The following is a 17,090-nucleotide window of genomic DNA, read 5'->3' on the forward strand; positions in this document are numbered from 1 at the left end:
GCTGGCATTGTGGAGGGATTTGCAACATCGGGAGATTTACCGATGCGCTGTCTTCCCCAACACAAAACTCTGCGCTATGGTCGCGCTGAGATTTCTCTTAGCCAGAGGTTGTCGAATGGTCAAGCGTGCCGGCGTCGATGCGGTGGTTGCTCCCTTGCGCGGGCAGGCGTTGCCGTCGCCCGGGCTCAAGGAGGCGCCGGTGCTCGAGCTCATGTGCTCGCACTTCGTGCTCACGCTCGCCGCCAAGCAGGGCCCGCGCTTCAATGTACGGCGCGACCTGAATGGCCTGCTGTCGCTCACCGGCCGCCATCTCGTCTGGCCCATGCCGGTGCTGCAGCGCCTGCGCGAATTCCTGGGCCGCCGTTGCGCCGGCAACGATGTGTGGAAGGGTGTCGAGCACTTCGACGGCCGCACGCTGCTGGAGCGCCACGGCGTGTGGCGTGGGCCGTATGAAGAAGGCACGCTCTTCTTCTACCTCGACGAGTACGTGAAGGACCAGCCGAAGGACCTGCTGTCGGTGCTGTCGGTCACGCGCGATTGGCTCACGCATGCGCTGCGCAAGCAGTCGACGCTGGTCGAGAAGAACATCGAGGCGCTCGCCGGCCTGCTGCAGCTCAACAAGGCCGAGCGCGCGCTGCTGCTGTACGGCACGCTGGCGCGCTACCAGCGCGACCTGCGTTCGCTGCTGGTCGAGTTCAAGGTCAACAACGCGCCCGAGGCCTATGCCGCCATCGCCGAGGTGGCCGGCGTCAGCGCGAGCGACGTGGGCGAGGCGCTGCGCGCCGGTTCGCGGCTCGAACGCATCGGCCTGGTCGAAAACCTCATCTCCGAACACAACATCACCGACCTGGCCGACCTCATGAAGGTCAGCGAGAAGCTGCCGCCGGTGCTGATGCGCGAGTACCGCGACCACAACGAGTTGATGGCGGTGTTCACCCGGCCGTCGGCCAAGAGCGCGCTCACGGTCGACGACTTCTCCTTCGCCGCGGACGACACGCAGATGCTGGTCACGCTGCTGCGTGCCGCCGTGCAGCGCAAGGAGCCCGGCGTCAACGTGCTGCTCTACGGCCCGCCAGGCACCGGCAAGACCGAACTGGCCAAGGTGGTGGCGCAGGCTGCGGGACTCGACCTGTTCGAGGTCGAGTACGCCGACCGCGACGGCAATTCGCTCTCGGGCCGCGACCGCTACCGCTCGCTGCAGATCGCGCAGGTCTTCCTCAAGGGCAGCGCCCAGGCCGCGCTGCTGTTCGACGAGGTCGAGGACGTCTTCCCGCCTATCAGCACCGAGGCGGCGCAGTTCATGTCGCGCGCCGAGCAGATACCGTCGCCGACCAGCGGCAGCGTGAGCGGCAAGGCCTGGGTCAACCAGATCCTGGAGTCGAACGCGGTGCCCACGCTGTGGGTCACCAACCGCATCGAGCAGATCGACCCGGCCTTCCGCCGCCGCTTCGCCTACCACCTCGAACTGAAGTCGCCGCCGCCCGGTGCGCGCGAGCAGTTGGTGCGCAAGACGCTCGAAGGCGTGAGCGTGTCCGATGCCTTCACCGCCAAGCTGGCCGAACGCAAGGGCCTGACGCCGGCGCAGATTCGCACCGCGGTGCGCTTTGCACAACTGGCGAAGACCGACGACGCCTCGGTCGAAGCGCTCATCGAGCGGCAGCTGAAGAACGCCGACCTCGCGCTCGGCACCGTCGACCGCCAGCACGGTGCGCGCCGTGCGGTGACCACCTACGACCTCGACATGCTCAACGTCGAGACCCGTTTCGAGATCCCGCGCATCGTCGAGGCGATGCGCGTTCGCGGCCACGGCACGCTGTGCTTCTACGGCGCACCCGGCACCGGCAAGACCGCGCTGGCCGAGCACATCGCCAAGGCCATTGGCCGGCCGCTGATCGTCAAGCAGGCGAGCGACCTGATGAGCAAGTACGTCGGCGAGACCGAGCAGAACATGGCCGCCATGTTCAAAGAAGCCGAGGCCGAGAAGGCCGTGCTGCTGCTCGACGAGGCCGACAGCTTCCTGCAGGACCGGCGCGGCGCCCAGCGCACCTACGAGGTCACCGAAGTCAACGAGATGCTGCAGGGCATGGAGCGCTTCGGCGGCATCTTCGTGTGCACCACCAACCTGCTCGACCGGCTCGACCAGGCGGCGCTGCGGCGCTTCACCTTCAAGATCAAGTTCATGCCGCTGACCGATGCGCAGCGCGAGTGCATGTTCGTGACCGAGGCGCTGGCGGGCGACGCCGCGCTCATGACGACCGAACTGCGCCAGCGTCTCCAGCGTTTGCCGCAGTTGTGCCCCGGCGACTTCGCCGCGGTGAAGCGCCAGACCGACATCCTCGCGGCCGAGTTCAGCGCGTTGGAGTTTCTCGACCAGCTCGAAGCCGAACACCGCATCAAGCCCGAGGTCCGCGAATCGCGCGGCATGGGCTTCGTGCAGTAGCGGCGTTCCCGCGCAGCGAACAGTGTGGCGGGCCGCCTCAGAAGCTCGACGACACCCGCAGCACATCGCTCCCATACGCCTCGAGCTTCTTGGTGCCGATGCCGCTGATGCCCTGCAGGTCTTCCAGCGTGGCGGGCGCGCGCTCGGCGATGGCGGCGAGCGTGGCGTCGTGGAAGATCACGTAGGCCGGCAGGTTGTGTTCGCGTGCCACCTCGCCGCGCCAGGCCTTGAGGGCCTCGAAGCGCTTCTGCGCATCCGCGTCCAGCGTGGCCGCTGCCGGTGAGGGCGCACCGCGTGCGGCGCGTTCGCGGCGCGGTTTGCGCTCGGCGGGCGACGACACCGATTCGCGCAGGCGCACCGTGGTCTCGCCCTTGAGCACCGCGCGCGAGCCGTCGGTCAGCTGCAGCGTGTTGAAGGCTTCCGAATTGACGGCCAGCGCGCCGGTCGCGATCAGCTGCCGCAGCACGCCGCGCAGCTGCACCTCGCTGAACTCCGCGCCGATGCCGAAGGTGCTGATGCTTTCGTGGCCGAACTGCTTGACCTTCTCGGTCGCCTTGCCGCGCAGGATGTCCATGATGTGGCCGGCGCCGAAGCTAATGCCGCTGTGCTGGTTCACGCGGTAGATGGTGCTGAGCAGCTTGCGTGCGGCGTCGGTGCCGTCCCAGACCTGCGGCGGGTTCAGGCAGTTGTCGCAGTTGCCGCAGGGCGTCGACGCCTCGCCGAAGTAGCCCAGCAAGCGCACGCGCCGGCAGTCGCTCGCCTCGGCCAGCGACAGCAGCGCGTCGAGCTTGCCGCGCATCACCTGCTTGAACTCTTCGCCGGCGGGGCTCTCGTCGATCATGCGGCGCTGGTTCACCACGTCCTGCAGGCCGTAGGTCATCCAGGCGTCGGCCGGCGCGCCGTCGCGGCCGGCACGGCCGGTTTCCTGGTAGTAGCCCTCGATGTTCTTGGGCATGTCCAGGTGGCCGACGAAGCGCACGTCGGGCTTGTCGATGCCCATGCCGAAGGCGATGGTCGCGACCATCACGATGCCTTCTTCGCGCAGGAAGCGGTCCTGGTGCCGCTGGCGCACCGCGGCATCGAGGCCCGCGTGGTAGGGCAGGGCGTTGATGCCCGCGTCCTGCAGCATGACGGCCGTGTCTTCCACCCGCTTGCGCGACTGGCAGTACACGACGCCCGCATCGCCCTCGTGCTCGCGCTGGATGAAGCGCAGCAGCTGCGTCGTCGCATCTTTCTTCTCGACGATGGTGTAGCGGATGTTCGGCCGGTCGAAGCTGCTGACGAACTGGCGCGCCTCCTCGAGTTGCAGCCGCTCGACGATGTCGGCCCGCGTCAGGTCGTCGGCCGTGGCGGTCAGCGCGATGCGCGGCACGCCGGCGTAGCGCTCGTGCAGCACGGTGAGCGCGCGGTACTCGGGGCGGAAGTCGTGGCCCCACTGGCTCACGCAATGCGCCTCGTCGATGGCGAAGAGGCTGAGCTTGCCGCGCTCCTTCAGCGTGTCGAGCTGCTGCAGGAAGCGCGGCGTGTTCACCCGTTCGGGCGCGGCGTACAGCAGCGTGATCTCGCCGCTGAGCATGCGGCGCTCGACGTCCTGCGTCTGCTGCCAGTCGAGCGTGGAGTTGAGGAAGGCGGCATCCACGCCGGCCTCGTGCAGCGCGCCGACCTGGTCGTGCATCAGCGCGATCAGTGGCGAAACCACGATGGCCACGCCGTGGCCCGCCCGTTGCCGCGCGATGGCGGGGATCTGGTAGCACAGCGACTTGCCGCCGCCCGTGGGCATCAGCACCAGCGCGTCGCCGCCGCCGACCACATGGTCGACGATGGCGGCCTGGGCGCCGCGGAACTGTTCGTAGCCGAAGACCTCGTGGAGGATGTCGGCGGGCGCGGCGGAAGGAAGGGGGGAGGACAGGTCGGACACGGGCAGGCTCTCGGGGAGCCTGCATTGTCGCGGCTTGTTCGCCGGCGCCGCCGCTAGGGTTTGGGCGAGAGCTGCAGCGTCTTGCTGAACGCCCGCCAGTCGCGGTACCCGCGCGGCAGGCCGGCCACCTGTTCCCTGGTCAGCCAGACGACCTCGGCGGTCTCCAGCACCTCACGCACGCGAGGGCGGCTGGGCACCGGGCCGAGCGCGATCAGGTCGTCGAACAGCTGGGCCGCCGGCATGGCGCTTTCGCACTGCAGCCCGGCAAACCGCTTGGCGCGCGATGCGCCCCGCAGGCGCTGCGCGCGCAGGTCGCCGCCGCCGCCGTTGCGCTCCCACTGCGCCATCGCCTCCACGGAGGCCGCCGGGTCGATGAAGCCGTCGATGCGCTGGCAGGCCGTCTGCAGCATGTGTTCGGCCCAGGCCGACAGGTCCGCCGACCTTGTCTTCGCCCGGAGCCCGAGCAGGTCGGCGACGTTTTCAATGAGTTCATCGGGCAGGCTTTCGCGCAGCGGCATCGGGGCTCCAGGGGACAGGAAGAAGGGAGGATGGTCGCGCTTTCTCCGGAAATCGCGGGTTTCCGATGGTACAGACACATTTAGTCACCAATGTGGACTGCCAGCCCGCGCGCATTCCGAATGGCAGGGTCGAGGGGTTTCTCTGTATAGACAGGTTCAGGCGCCGGATCGATCCTGCGCCAACTTGGGGCTCGCTCTCCTTGGTAACGGCCATTTCCACTGGCATCCTTTTTGCGTGCGAGCTGTCTAGACTGATTTGGAAAGGCCTGTGCATGGAAACTTCGACTGCCGCCCCGGTGAGCGCGGCCGACGTGGCCGCGTTCCAGAAAGACGGCGTCATCGTGCTGCGCCAGGTCTTCGCCGACTGGGTCGAGCCGTTGCGCGCCGGCATCGCCGCGCTGATGGCCGACCCGAGCCCGCTCGAGCGCTCGGTGGTGCCGGCCGACGGCACCGCGCCCTTCTTCCAGGACCTGTGCAACTGGCAGCGCATCCCGCCGTTCCGCGACTTCGTCTTCCAGTCCCGCGCCGCCGAGATCGCGGCGGCACTGATGCGCTCGAAGACCGCGCGCTTCTTCCACGACCATGTGCTGGTCAAGCAGCCCGGCGGCAGCACCGTCACGCCCTGGCACCAGGACCAGCCCTACTACTGCGTCGAAGGCCGCCAGAGCGCCAGCTTCTGGATCCCGCTCGACCCGGTGGGGCGCGACGTCGTCATGGAATGCGTGCGTGGCTCGCACCGCTGGGGCAAGGACTTCCGGCCGATGCGCTTCAACGGCACGCGGCTCTACGAAAACGACGACTTCGAGCCCATGCCCGACATCGCGGCGATGCGCGGCGAGCTCGACCTGGCCGGCTGGGACATGCAGCCGGGCGACGCCATCGCCTTCGACTTCCGCACGGTGCATGGCGCGCCGGGCAACGCATCGCCACGCGCCCGCCGCGTGTTCTCGGCGCGCTGGGTGGGCGACGACGCCACCTACGCCGAGCGCGCAGGCAAGGGCTCGCCGCCCTTCACCGGGCTGACCATGAAACACGGCGACCCGTTCGATGCGCCGATCTTCCCGCGGGTGCATCCCTCCCACCGGGCCGGTCCGGCCGGCACGGCTGTTGCTGCCTAGTCCTTTCCCTTTTTTCTTCCATCCACCTTTCCCCTACGGAGTCACGATGTCCTCTCTGAAGCAACTCGCCGCCTGTGCCCTGGCTGCCGTCACCCTCGTCGCCGGCCTGGTGGCGCCCGCCGCCGCGCAGGAGACCTCGGTCGCCGTCGGCATCTCCGGCTGGACCGGCTTCGCGCCGCTCACGCTCGCGAAGGAAGCCGGCATCTTCAAGAAGAACGGTCTCGACGTGACCGTCCGCAAGATCCCGCAGAAGGACCGCCACCTGGCCATCGCGTCCGGCGACATCCAGTGCGCCGCCACCACGGTCGAGACCTGGATCGTCTGGAACACCAACGGCATCGCGACCACCCAGCTCTTCAAGATGGACCAGGGCATGGGCTCCGACGGCATCGTCGCGAAGAACGCCATCACCAAGGTCAGCGACCTCAAGGGCAAGACTATCGCCGCCTCGGCGCCGGGCACCAGCCCGCACTTCTTCCTGGCGTGGGTGCTCAAGAAGAACGGCCTGACACTCAAGGACGTGACCGTCGTCACGCTCGAACCTTCGCCTGCGGCCACCGCCTTCGTCGCCGGCAATTCCGGCCTGGACGCCGCCGTGACCTACGAGCCCTACCTGAGCCTGGTCAACGACAAGCCCGAAGCCGGCAAGATGCTCGCCAACTCGCTGCAGTACCCGGCCGTGTTCGACACCTTCGGCTGCACGCCGAAGTTCATCAAGGAGAACCCGAAGGCCGCCAAGGCGCTGACCGAAAGCTACTTCGAGGCCCTCGACATGATCAAGGCCGACAAGATCAAGGCCTTCACCATCATGGGCGCCGACGTGAAGCAGTCGCCCGAGCAGTTCGAGAAGTCGCAGTCCAAGATCCAGTGGGCCGACCGCGAGGCGAACATCAAGTTCTTCAACGGCGAGATCCAGGCCTTCAACAAGGAAGCGGCCGTGCTGCTGCAGGAGATCGGCGTCATCAAGACCGCGCCGACCCACATGGACGCGCTGTTCGACACCCGCTTCCTGAAGAAGTGATCGAGCGATGCAAGCTGTGCCTCTCCATGCCGCCGAGCCCGCCGTCGCGCCCGTAGCCGCGCCCGCCGGCAAGCCCCGCATGAAGCTGCTCGTGCCCGTGTCGCCGAGCCGCCGCGTGTGGCTCGGCGTGGCCTTCTTCGCCGTGTTCATCGGCTTCTGGTGGGCGATCACCGCGAGCGGCTGGGTGCCGCCGCACTTCCTCGCGTCGCCCTGGAAGACGCTGCAGGCGGGCTACGACCTGTTCGCCACGCAGAACTTCATCCACGACGTCGGCATGACGGTCTGGCGCGTGGTCGGCGGCTTCCTCATCGCGGCGGTCATCGCGGTGCCGCTGGGCATCGCGATGGGTGCGTACAAGCCGGTCGAGTCCTTCTTCGAGCCCTTCGTCTCGTTCGCGCGCTACCTGCCGGCCTCGGCCTTCATTCCGCTCTTGATTTTGTGGGTCGGCATCGGCGAGGCGCAGAAGCTGTCGGTCATCTTCCTGGGCTGCTTCTTCCAGCTCACGCTGATGATCGCGATGATCGTCGCCGGCACGCGGCGCGACCTGGTCGAGGCCGCCTACACGCTCGGCGCGAAGGACCGCGGCGTGATCCGCCGCGTGCTGCTGCCCGGCGCCGCGCCGGAGATCGCCGAGGCGCTGCGCCAGGTGCTCGGCCTGGGCTGGACCTACGTCATCGTCGCCGAGCTGATCGGCGCCTCGTCGGGCATCGGCCACATGATCACCGACAGCCAGGCGCTGATGGCCACCGAGAACATCATCGCGGGCATCGTCGTCATCGGCCTGGTCGGCCTGTGTTCCGACCTGCTGTTCAAGAAGGCCAATCAGCGCCTGTTCCCGTGGAGCCTTCTCCGATGAGCCGTCTTTCGATTCGACAGGTCGGCAAGACCTTCCCCGGCAACCGCGGCAAGGCGCCGACGCAGGCGCTGCAGCCGGTCAGCCTCGACGTGGCCGACAACGACTTCATCACCGTGCTCGGCCCCTCGGGCTGCGGCAAGTCGACGCTGCTGCGCCTGGTGGCCGGCCTCGAGACGCCGAGCACCGGCCAGATCCTGCTCGACGGCGAGCCGATCCACGGCCCCGGCGCCGACCGCGGCGTGGTGTTCCAGAGCTACACGCTGTTCCCCTGGCTCACCGTGCGGCAGAACATCTGCTTCGGCCTGCGCGAGAAGGCCATGCCCGCCGCGCAGCAGAAGGAGATCAGCGAACGCTTCATCGCGCAGGTCGGGCTGCGCGGCTTCGAGGACCATTTCCCCAAGCAGCTCTCCGGCGGCATGCAGCAGCGCGTGGCCATCGCCCGCGCGCTGGCCAACGACCCGAAGATCCTGCTGCTCGACGAACCCTTCGGCGCGCTCGACAACCAGACCCGCGTGCTGATGCAGGAGCTGCTGCTCGGCATCTGGGAATCGGCCCGCAAGACGGTGCTGTTCGTCACGCACGACATCGACGAGGCCATCTTCATGGCCAACCGCGTGGCCGTGTTCAGCGCGCGGCCGGGCCGCATCAAGGCCGACGTGGCAGTCGACCTGCCGCACCCGCGCCACTATCGCGTAAAGACCTCGCCCGAGTTCATGGACCTGAAGGCGCGGCTGACCGAAGAGATCCGCGCGGAGTCGATCGCCGCCGCAGCGCACTGAGCCTTCCCACCATGTCCTTCGCTCCCAGTCCCCGCTCCCCCGCCGCCGTGGCCACGCCTTCCGCGCTCTACCAGCAGGTGAAGGACTTCGTCGCGCGCAAGATCGCCGACGGATCCTGGAAGCCGGGCGACCGCGTGCCGTCCGAACAGGAGCTGGTCACCGAATTCGGCATGGCGCGCATGACGGTCAACCGCGCGCTGCGCGAGCTGGCCGAGCAGGGCAAGATCGTGCGCGTGGCGGGCGTCGGCTCCTTCGTGGCCGAAGAGAAGCCGCAGTCCACGCTGCTGCAGATCGCCAACATCGCCGACGAGATCCGCCAGCGCGGGCACGACCACCGTTGCGAGCTCGTCTCGCTCGCGCGCGTCGCGGCGCCGCTCGACATCGCCGCCTCGCTCGACCTGCGCACCGGCGAATCGGTCTATGCGCTGACCTGCGTGCACTTCGAGGACGGCGTCGCCGTGCAGCTCGAAGACCGCTACGTCAACCCGCGCATGGCGCCCGACTTCATCCGCCAGGACTTCACGACCTCGCTGCCGTCGGAGTACCTGGTCAAGCATGTGCCCTTCGACCAGATCGAGCATGTGGTCGACGCCATCCTGCCCACGCCCGAGCAGGCCGAGCTGTTGCAGATGCCGGCCACGCAGCCCTGCCTGATGCTCACGCGCCGCACCTGGGCGGGCGGCACGCCGGTCACGCTGGTGCGCTGCCTGCATCCGGGCACGCGCTACCGCCTGGGCAGCCGCTTCCGGGCCGACGGCGCCGTGCCGCGCGGCTGAGCGCTGGCGTCGGGCTTCCCGGATCTCTTGAACGTTCCAGCTGTATAGACAGGATTAGACCAATGAATGCACAGACTTTGGAATTGCACCCCGGTGCGGTGTCGCTCGCGGAACTGCGGCGCATCCATGCGGGCGGCGTCGCCCTCTCGCTCGACCCGGGCGCACGCGCTGGCATCGCGGCCGCGCAGGCCACCGTCGATCGCATCGTGGCCGAGGGCGAGGTGGTCTACGGCATCAACACCGGCTTCGGCAAGCTGGCGCAGACCACCATCCCGCATGAACGGCTGGCCGAGCTGCAGCGCAACCTGGTGCTGTCGCACAGCGTGGGCACCGGGGCGCCGCTGGCCGATGCGGTGGTGCGCCTGGTGCTCGCAACCAAGGCGGTGAGCCTGGCGCGCGGCCACTCGGGCGTGCGACCGCAGATCATCGATGCGCTGTTGGCGCTCCTCAACGCCGGCGTGCTGCCGCGCATTCCGTGCAAGGGCTCGGTCGGTGCCTCGGGCGACCTGGCGCCGCTGGCGCACCTGGCCTGCGTGCTGATCGGCGAGGGCGAGGCGACCTTGCCCGACGGGCGCGTGGTCGGCGGCGCCGAGGCGATGCGCGCCGTCGGCCTCGAACCCTTCGTGCTCGGCCCGAAGGAGGGCCTGGCGCTGCTCAACGGCACGCAGGTGTCGACCGCGCTGGCGCTGGCCGGCCTGTTCGGCGCGGAGAACGTCTTCGCGGCCGGGCTGATGGCGGGCGCGCTGTCGCTCGAGGCCATCCAGGGCTCGATCAAGCCCTTCGACGCGCGCATCCATGCGGCGCGCGGCCAGCCGGGGCAGATCGCGGTGGCCGCGGCCGTGCGCACGCTGCTCGCCGGCAGCGACATCGTTCCCTCGCACGCCGACTGCGGCCGCGTGCAGGACCCGTATTCGATTCGCTGCGTGCCGCAGGTGATGGGGGCCTGCCTCGACAACCTGGCGCATGCGTCGCGCGTGCTGGTCATCGAAGCGAACGCCGCGTCGGACAACCCGCTGGTCTTCACAGACACGGGCGAAGTGATCAGCGGCGGCAACTTCCACGCCGAGCCGGTCGCCTTCGCGGCCGACATCGTTGCGCTCGCCATCAGCGAGATCGGCGCGATCTCCGAACGTCGCACCGCACTGTTGCTCGACAGCGGCCTGTCGGGCCTGCCGCCCTTCCTCGTGCGCGACGGCGGCGTCAACTCCGGCTTCATGATCGCGCAGGTCACGGCCGCAGCGCTCGCGTCGGAGAACAAGTCGCTCGCGCACCCCGCCAGCGTCGACAGCCTGCCGACCTCGGCCAACCAGGAAGACCACGTCTCGATGGCGACCTTTGCGGCGCGCCGCCTGGGCGATATGGTCGAGAACACGGCGGTCGTCGTCGGTATCGAGGCCATGGCCGCCGCGCAGGGCATCGAACTCAAGCGCGACCCGGCCGCGCCGATCAAGAGTTCGCCGCTGGTCGAGGCCGAGCTCGCCACCATCCGCACGAAGGTCGCCTTCCTCGGCAGCGACCGCTACCTCGCGCCCGACATCGACGCCATGCGGCAGTGGGCCTTGGCCGCCGACCTGCCCGACGCCCTGCTGAACCTCCTGCCCAGCCATTGAAAGGACCCTGCGCCATGAACGCCCCCGACAAATTCAACGCCGACCCCCGCCACGATCCGACCCGTGTGATCCGCGCCCCGCGCGGCAGCGAACTCAGCTGCAAGAGCTGGCTCACCGAAGCGCCGTTCCGCATGCTGCAGAACAACCTCGACGCCGAGGTCGCCGAGCGCCCGCAGGACCTGGTGGTGTACGGCGGCATCGGCCGTGCCGCGCGCAACTGGGCATGCTTCGACCAGATCCTCGAATCGCTGAAAGTCCTGGAAGACGACGAGTCGCTGCTGATCCAGTCGGGCAAGCCGGTCGGCGTGTTCAGGACGCACGCCAACGCGCCGCGCGTGCTCATCGCCAACTCCAACCTCGTGCCCAAGTGGGCGACCTGGGAGAAGTTCAACGAACTCGACCGCGCCGGCCTCTTCATGTATGGCCAGATGACCGCCGGCAGCTGGATCTACATCGGCGCCCAAGGCATCGTGCAGGGCACCTTCGAGACCTTTGTCGAAGCCGGCCGCCAGCACTACGCCAACGATCTGTCGGGCAAGTGGATCCTCACCGCCGGCCTCGGCGGCATGGGCGGCGCGCAACCGCTGGCGGGCGTGCTCGCCGGCGCCTGCGTGCTGGCGATCGAGTGCCAGCAGTCGAGCATCGACTTCCGCCTGCGCACGCGCTATGTCGACAAGCAGGCGAAGGACCTCGACGACGCGCTGGCCCTCATCGCGCATCACACGTCGAAGAAGGAGGCGGTGTCGATCGCGCTGCTCGGCAACGCGGCCGAGATCGTGCCCGAGTTGGCGAAGCGCGCGAAGGCCGGCACCGCGATCCGCCCCGATCTCGTGACCGACCAGACCTCCGCGCACGACCTGATCCACGGCTACCTGCCGGTGGGATGGACGGTGCCGCAATGGCAGGCCGCGATGAAGGACGCGTCGCAGCACGCCGCGCTCACCGCAGCCGCAGCGAAGTCCTGCGTCGTGCACGTGCAGGCCATGCTCGACTTCCAGGCCATGGGCGTGCCGACGGTTGACTACGGCAACAACATCCGCCAGGTCGCCTTCGACGAAGGCGTGGCCAATGCGTTCGACTTCCCCGGCTTCGTGCCCGCGTACATCCGCCCGCTGTTCTGCGAAGGCAAGGGCCCGTTCCGCTGGGTCGCGCTCTCGGGCGACCCCGAAGACATCTACAAGACCGACGCGAAGATCAAGGAACTGTTCCCCGACAACAAGCACACCCACCGCTGGCTCGACATGGCGCGCGAGCGCATCGCCTTCCAGGGCCTGCCCGCGCGCATCTGCTGGCTGGGCCTGGGCGAGCGCCACATCGCCGGTCTCGCGTTCAACGAGATGGTGAAGTCGGGCGAGCTGAAGGCGCCCATCGTCATCGGCCGCGACCACCTCGACACCGGCTCGGTCGCCAGCCCCAACCGCGAGACCGAGGCCATGAAGGACGGCACCGATGCCGTCAGCGACTGGCCGCTGCTCAACGCGCTGCTCAACACCGCCGGCGGCGCGACGTGGGTCAGCCTGCACCACGGCGGTGGCGTCGGCATGGGCTATTCGCAGCACGCCGGCATGGTGATCGTCTGCGACGGCACCGACGCCGCTGCCCAGCGCATCGCCAACGTGCTGTGGAACGACCCGGCCAGCGGCGTGATGCGCCATGCCGACGCGGGCTACGACATCGCCTTCGCGACCGCGAAGAAGCACGGCCTCCACCTGCCGATGGTGCGTTGAAGCAGGGCGACGCGGCGCAGCGCGAAGGCCGAGAGAAAAAGCGCGTCGATTCCCATGGAATGGGAATGACGGCTTGGAAGCGTGCGCTGTGTCCAAGATACTGCGCGGTGGTTCCACCTTCGACCGCCCGCGCTGGCTGACGACGCCCCCGATGACCTCACCGACCGCCGCCCCCCACAACGACCGCGCGCTGTTCGTGCTGTCGGTGCTGGCGCAGCGCAGGGCGGGCATGACGGCCGCCGAATTGGTGCAGGCCACCGGCTTGTCGCAAAGCACGCTGTACCGCCAGATCGCCACGCTGCGCCACTGGGGCCTGGTGATGGAGTCCGACGGGCGATATGCGCCGGGCCCGGTGAGCGTGCAGCTCGCCAGCGGTTTCGACGGCAACTCCGATCTGGTGCTGGCGGCGCGCGCCGACATGCGCACGCTGGCCGGGCAAAGCCATGAGAGCGTGGGGCTGGTCACGGTGGTGAACGACCGCGTGGTCTGCCTCGAGATGATCGACAGCGAACAATCGCTGCGCTGCTCCTTCGACCGCGGACGCAGTGTGCCGCTGCGCGACGGCGCCAGTGCCAAATGCCTGCTGGCCCACATGCCGACCGACCAGCGCGACGCATGGGTCGATGCCCTGGGTGAGAGCCCGGAGCGCCGCGCCGCGCGCATCGCCGAACTCGACGCGATCCGCGAGGCGGGCCATGCCGTGACCCACGGCGAGGTCGATGCCGGGGTATGGGGCGCGAGCGCACCGGTGCTGGCCGCGGGCCGGCGGCTGCGCGGCGCGATCACGCTCATGGCACCGCTCTCGCGTGTCGAAGGCATGGAAGCTGCATTGCGCCACATGACCCTCGTCACGGCGGCCCGCATCTCCCGCGCCCTGCAGTAGCCCGGCGTCACTTTTTTCCTGTTTTTCCCCGTTTCCTGTTTTCCAACCTACGAAAGCTCCTGACCATGTACACCCGCCGCACCCTTGTCGCCGCTGCACTCGCCGGCTTGACGCTCTTCGGCTTCGCTGGTGCTGCCCACGCCCAGGGCGAGCCGTTGCGCGTCGGCACCGACGCCACCTTCCCGCCCATGGAGTTCGTCGAGAACAACAAGCGCACCGGCTTCGACATCGAACTGGTCGAGGCCATCGGCCAGGCCATGGGCCGCAAGGTCGAATGGGTCGACATCGACTTCAAGGGGCTGATCCCCGGCCTCATGTCCAAGCGCTTCGACATGGCCGTGTCGGCGATCTACATCACCGACGAGCGCAAGAAGGTCGTCGACTTCACCGTGCCGTACTACGCGGGCGGCCTGGTCGCGATGGTCAAGGCCGACAACACCAGCATCAAATCGCCGGCCGACCTGAACGGCAAGAAGGTCAGCGTGCAGGTGGGCACCAAGTCGGTGTCGTTCGTGAAGGAGAAGTACCCGCAGGTGCAGCTGATGGAAGTCGAGAAGAACCAGGAGATGTTCAACCTGGTCGACATCGGCCGCAGTGATGCCGCCGTGACCGGCAAGCCCGCCGCCTACCAGTACGTGCGCACCCGCCCGGGCCTGAAGGTGCTCGACGAGCAGCTCACCACCGAGGAATACGGCATGGCGATCCGCAAGGACACGCCCGAGCTGACCAAGGCGGTGGACACCGCCATCGCGAAGCTGAAGGCCGACGGCACCTACGCGGCCATCGTCAAGAAGTGGTTCAGCAACACGGCGGCGAAGTGATCCGGCGCACCTGATGGATCTGGACTTCACACCGGTATGGGCCGGCTGGCCCAACCTGCTGCGCGGTGCGCTGGTCACGGTGGAGATCACCGCCTGCGCGCTGGCGCTGGGCTGCGTGCTCGGCCTGCTGGTGGGCATCGGCCGCCTGAACCCCAAGCGCCGCTGGCTCTACGGCATGTGCACCGCCTACGTGGCGGTGATCCGCGGCACGCCGCTGCTGGTGCAGCTCTTCATCCTGTTCTTCGGGCTGCCGCACTTCGGCATCCTGCTGCCGGCCTTCCTGTGCGGCGTGCTCGGGCTGGGGGTGTATTCCGGCGCCTACGTGTCGGAGATCGTGCGTGGTGCGATCCAGTCGATCGACCGCGGCCAGACGCTGGCGGCGCAGTCGCTGGGCATGACGCCGGCGGTGGCGATGCGCCAGATCGTGCTGCCGCAGGCCGTGGTGCGCATGATTCCCCCGCTGGGCAACGAGTTCATCGCGCTGATCAAGAATTCGGCCCTGGTGTCGCTGCTCACCATCCACGACGTCATGCACGAAGGCCAGAAGATCATCAGCGTGTCGTACCGCTCGCTCGAGGTGTATCTGGCCATTGCCCTTGTTTACTTCCTGTTGACAGGCACCGTGACGCTCGTGCTGCGACATTGGGAGCGCAAACTTGGACAAGGAGGATTGCTTCGATGAGCCTGCAGCGTTTCTCGCGTTCGGCCCTGGCGGTGACGCCGTGGAAGAACGGCGGGGGCACCACGCAGGAGGTCATCTGCTTTCCGCCCGGCGCGGGCCTGGACGACTTCGACTGGCGCGTGAGCATCGCCACCATCGCGATGGGCGGGCCCTTCTCGGTCTTCCCGGGGGTGGACCGCACGATCATGCTGCTCGAAGGCGACGGCGTGCGCCTGCAGTCGACCGACTTCGACCACCTGCTCGATGCGCCGCACCAGCCCTTCGCCTTCGACGGCGAGGCGGCGGTCGAATGCCACCTGCTCGGCGGTCTCTCGACCGACTTCAACCTGATGGTGCGGCGCGCCCGTGGCCAGGCCACCCTGCGCGTGCTCTCCGAGATGGCGGTGCTGGACCGCAGCGCGCACGGCCTGCTGATGACGCTGGACGGGCAGTGGCGCGTTGGCGGCGGCACGCTGAAGCAGGGCCAGGGCGTCTGGTGGGCCGACGAGCCCCACACCTGGACCGTCAAGCCGGGCAGCCGCGGCGCACGCCTGGTGGTGGTGCAATGGCGGCCCGCCGATGCCGTGCCGGCCCTGGACGATCTCCACATCTGACCCATGAAACCCTTCGACACCTGCCCTTCCGCCGACGGCCTCTGGAGCGGCCTGCGGCTCGCTGATGCGATGTCGGCACCGACCGTGCCGTCCGCCATCGTGGTCACGCAGGGCGTGGTCCGCTGGCTCGGGCCGCAAGCCGACGTGCCGGCCGAGTTCCATGCACTGCCCCGGCACGACGGCGGCGACGCGCTCGTCACGCCGGGCCTGGTCGACTGCCACACGCACCTGGTCTACGGCGGCCAGCGTGCCAACGAATTCGCGATGCGCCTGGCCGGCGCGAGCTACGAAGAAGTCGCGAAGGCCGGCGGCGGCATCGTCTCCAGCGTGCGTGCCACGCGCGAGGCGAGCGAGGACGAACTCTTCGCCAGCGCCGGCAAGCGCCTCGAATCGCTGCTGGCCGAAGGCGTCTGCGCGATCGAGATCAAGTCGGGCTACGGCCTGTCGCTGGAACACGAGCGCAAGCAACTGCGCGTGGCACGGCGCCTGGGCGCCGCCTACGGCGTGACGGTGCGCACCACCTTCCTCGGCGCGCACGCGCTGCCGCCCGAATACGCGGGCCGAAGTGGCGCGTACATCGACCTCGTGTGCGACGAGATGCTGCCCGCGCTCGCGGCCGAGGGGCTGGTCGATGCGGTCGACGTGTTCTGTGAGCGCATCGCCTTCTCGCTGGAAGAGACCGAGCGCGTCTTCCAGGCGGCGCAGCGCCTGAACCTGCCGGTCAAGCTGCATGCCGAGCAGCTGTCGGACATGGGCGGCGCGGCCCTGGGCGCACGCTACGGCGCGCTGTCGTGCGACCACATCGAACACCTGTCGCAGGCAGGCATCGATGCGATGCGCGACGCGGGCACCGTGGCCGTGCTGCTGCCGGGTGCCTTCTACACACTGCGCGACACGACGGTGCCGCCGATCGCCGCCTTGCGTGCGGCCGGCGTGCCGATGGCGGTGTCGACCGATCACAACCCCGGCACCTCGCCGGCGCTGAGCCTGCTGCTGATGGTGAACATGGCGTGCACCCTGTTCCGCCTGACGGTGCCGGAGGCCATCGATGCGGTGACCCTGCACGCGGCGCGTGCGCTGGGGTTGCAGGCGACGCATGGGTCGATCGGCGTGGGGATGCCTGCGAACTTCGTGTTGTGGAATGTGCGGGACGTGGCGGAGTTGGCTTATTGGTTGGGGCAGCGGCCTGTGCGTTCTGTGGTGCGGCAGGGGAGGGTGGTTTTGTGATCGCGTGCCTTTTTGAGAGCGCCCGGCAGGCGGTGCGGGCCGATCGACCCCGGTGCGCCGGCCGCTGCGCGGCTGCCCTGCGGTGCTCGCGCCATCGGCTGCGTCGCAGAACTCGCTGCGC

Annotated in this window: 15 protein-coding genes; 13 read left to right on the forward strand and 2 right to left on the reverse strand. The window is 68.6% G+C overall.

The features are described 5' to 3' along the window. Positions 1-115: 115 nt before the first annotated feature. Positions 116-2,440, forward strand: coding sequence for an ATP-binding protein (locus N8A90_RS24560; RefSeq protein WP_262077898.1), 2,325 nt, complete (start codon positions 116-118; stop codon positions 2,438-2,440). Positions 2,441-2,477: 37 nt separating this feature from the next. Here N8A90_RS24560 and recQ read toward each other — a convergent pair whose 3' ends face one another. Together recQ and N8A90_RS24570 are read right to left on the reverse strand one after the other, a co-directional pair. Next, positions 2,478-4,358: a DNA helicase RecQ gene (gene recQ, locus N8A90_RS24565; RefSeq protein ID WP_316044040.1), complete on the reverse strand. Its 1,881-nt coding sequence runs from the start codon at positions 4,356-4,358 to the stop codon at positions 2,478-2,480. 53 nt (positions 4,359-4,411) lie between these two features. Next, the gene (locus N8A90_RS24570; RefSeq protein WP_262077899.1) at positions 4,412-4,876 is read right to left on the reverse strand and encodes a hypothetical protein; all 465 of its coding nucleotides are present in this window, start codon (positions 4,874-4,876) and stop codon (positions 4,412-4,414) included. A gap of 272 nt (positions 4,877-5,148) precedes the next feature. Here N8A90_RS24570 and N8A90_RS24575 point away from each other — a divergent pair, with 272 nt between their 5' ends. The 12 genes from N8A90_RS24575 (at position 5,149) to hutI (ending at position 16,969) form a co-directional block, all read left to right on the forward strand. Further along, entirely contained in the window at positions 5,149-5,994 is an 846-nt protein-coding gene (locus tag N8A90_RS24575; protein WP_262077900.1) for a phytanoyl-CoA dioxygenase family protein, read from the forward strand. A 46-nt stretch (positions 5,995-6,040) separates the two neighbouring features. Beyond that, positions 6,041-7,015, forward strand: a complete 975-nt coding sequence (locus N8A90_RS24580; protein WP_262077901.1) for an ABC transporter substrate-binding protein — start codon at positions 6,041-6,043, stop codon at positions 7,013-7,015. Positions 7,016-7,022: 7 nt separating this feature from the next. Continuing rightward, the gene (locus tag N8A90_RS24585; RefSeq protein ID WP_262077902.1) at positions 7,023-7,871 is read left to right on the forward strand and encodes an ABC transporter permease; all 849 of its coding nucleotides are present in this window, start codon (positions 7,023-7,025) and stop codon (positions 7,869-7,871) included. After that, a complete protein-coding gene (locus N8A90_RS24590) occupies positions 7,868-8,650 on the forward strand; it encodes an ABC transporter ATP-binding protein (protein ID WP_262077903.1) in 783 nt (260 codons plus the stop codon). Before N8A90_RS24585 ends, N8A90_RS24590 begins: the two co-directional genes overlap by 4 nt. Before the next feature lie 11 nt (positions 8,651-8,661). Then, positions 8,662-9,426: a histidine utilization repressor gene (hutC, locus tag N8A90_RS24595; RefSeq protein WP_262077904.1), complete on the forward strand. Its 765-nt coding sequence runs from the start codon at positions 8,662-8,664 to the stop codon at positions 9,424-9,426. A gap of 62 nt (positions 9,427-9,488) precedes the next feature. Continuing rightward, entirely contained in the window at positions 9,489-11,036 is a 1,548-nt protein-coding gene (gene hutH, locus N8A90_RS24600; protein ID WP_262077906.1) for a histidine ammonia-lyase, read from the forward strand. Between the two features lie 14 nt (positions 11,037-11,050). Then, the gene (hutU, locus tag N8A90_RS24605) at positions 11,051-12,763 is read left to right on the forward strand and encodes a urocanate hydratase (protein WP_262077908.1); all 1,713 of its coding nucleotides are present in this window, start codon (positions 11,051-11,053) and stop codon (positions 12,761-12,763) included. Positions 12,764-12,914: 151 nt separating this feature from the next. Then, positions 12,915-13,646, forward strand: coding sequence for an IclR family transcriptional regulator (locus N8A90_RS24610; protein WP_262077909.1), 732 nt, complete (start codon positions 12,915-12,917; stop codon positions 13,644-13,646). Between the two features lie 65 nt (positions 13,647-13,711). Beyond that, positions 13,712-14,467, forward strand: coding sequence for a transporter substrate-binding domain-containing protein (locus tag N8A90_RS24615; protein WP_262077910.1), 756 nt, complete (start codon positions 13,712-13,714; stop codon positions 14,465-14,467). Positions 14,468-14,480: 13 nt separating this feature from the next. Next, positions 14,481-15,149: an amino acid ABC transporter permease gene (locus N8A90_RS24620; RefSeq protein WP_262077911.1), complete on the forward strand. Its 669-nt coding sequence runs from the start codon at positions 14,481-14,483 to the stop codon at positions 15,147-15,149. Further along, a complete protein-coding gene (locus tag N8A90_RS24625; RefSeq protein WP_262077912.1) occupies positions 15,146-15,742 on the forward strand; it encodes a HutD family protein in 597 nt (198 codons plus the stop codon). Before N8A90_RS24620 ends, N8A90_RS24625 begins: the two co-directional genes overlap by 4 nt. A 3-nt stretch (positions 15,743-15,745) precedes the next feature. Beyond that, a complete protein-coding gene (hutI, locus tag N8A90_RS24630; protein ID WP_262077913.1) occupies positions 15,746-16,969 on the forward strand; it encodes an imidazolonepropionase in 1,224 nt (407 codons plus the stop codon). Positions 16,970-17,090: the final 121 nt, after the last annotated feature.

It is taken from the genome of Variovorax sp. N23 (assembly GCF_025486315.1).
Lineage (GTDB): Bacteria > Pseudomonadota > Gammaproteobacteria > Burkholderiales > Burkholderiaceae_C > Variovorax.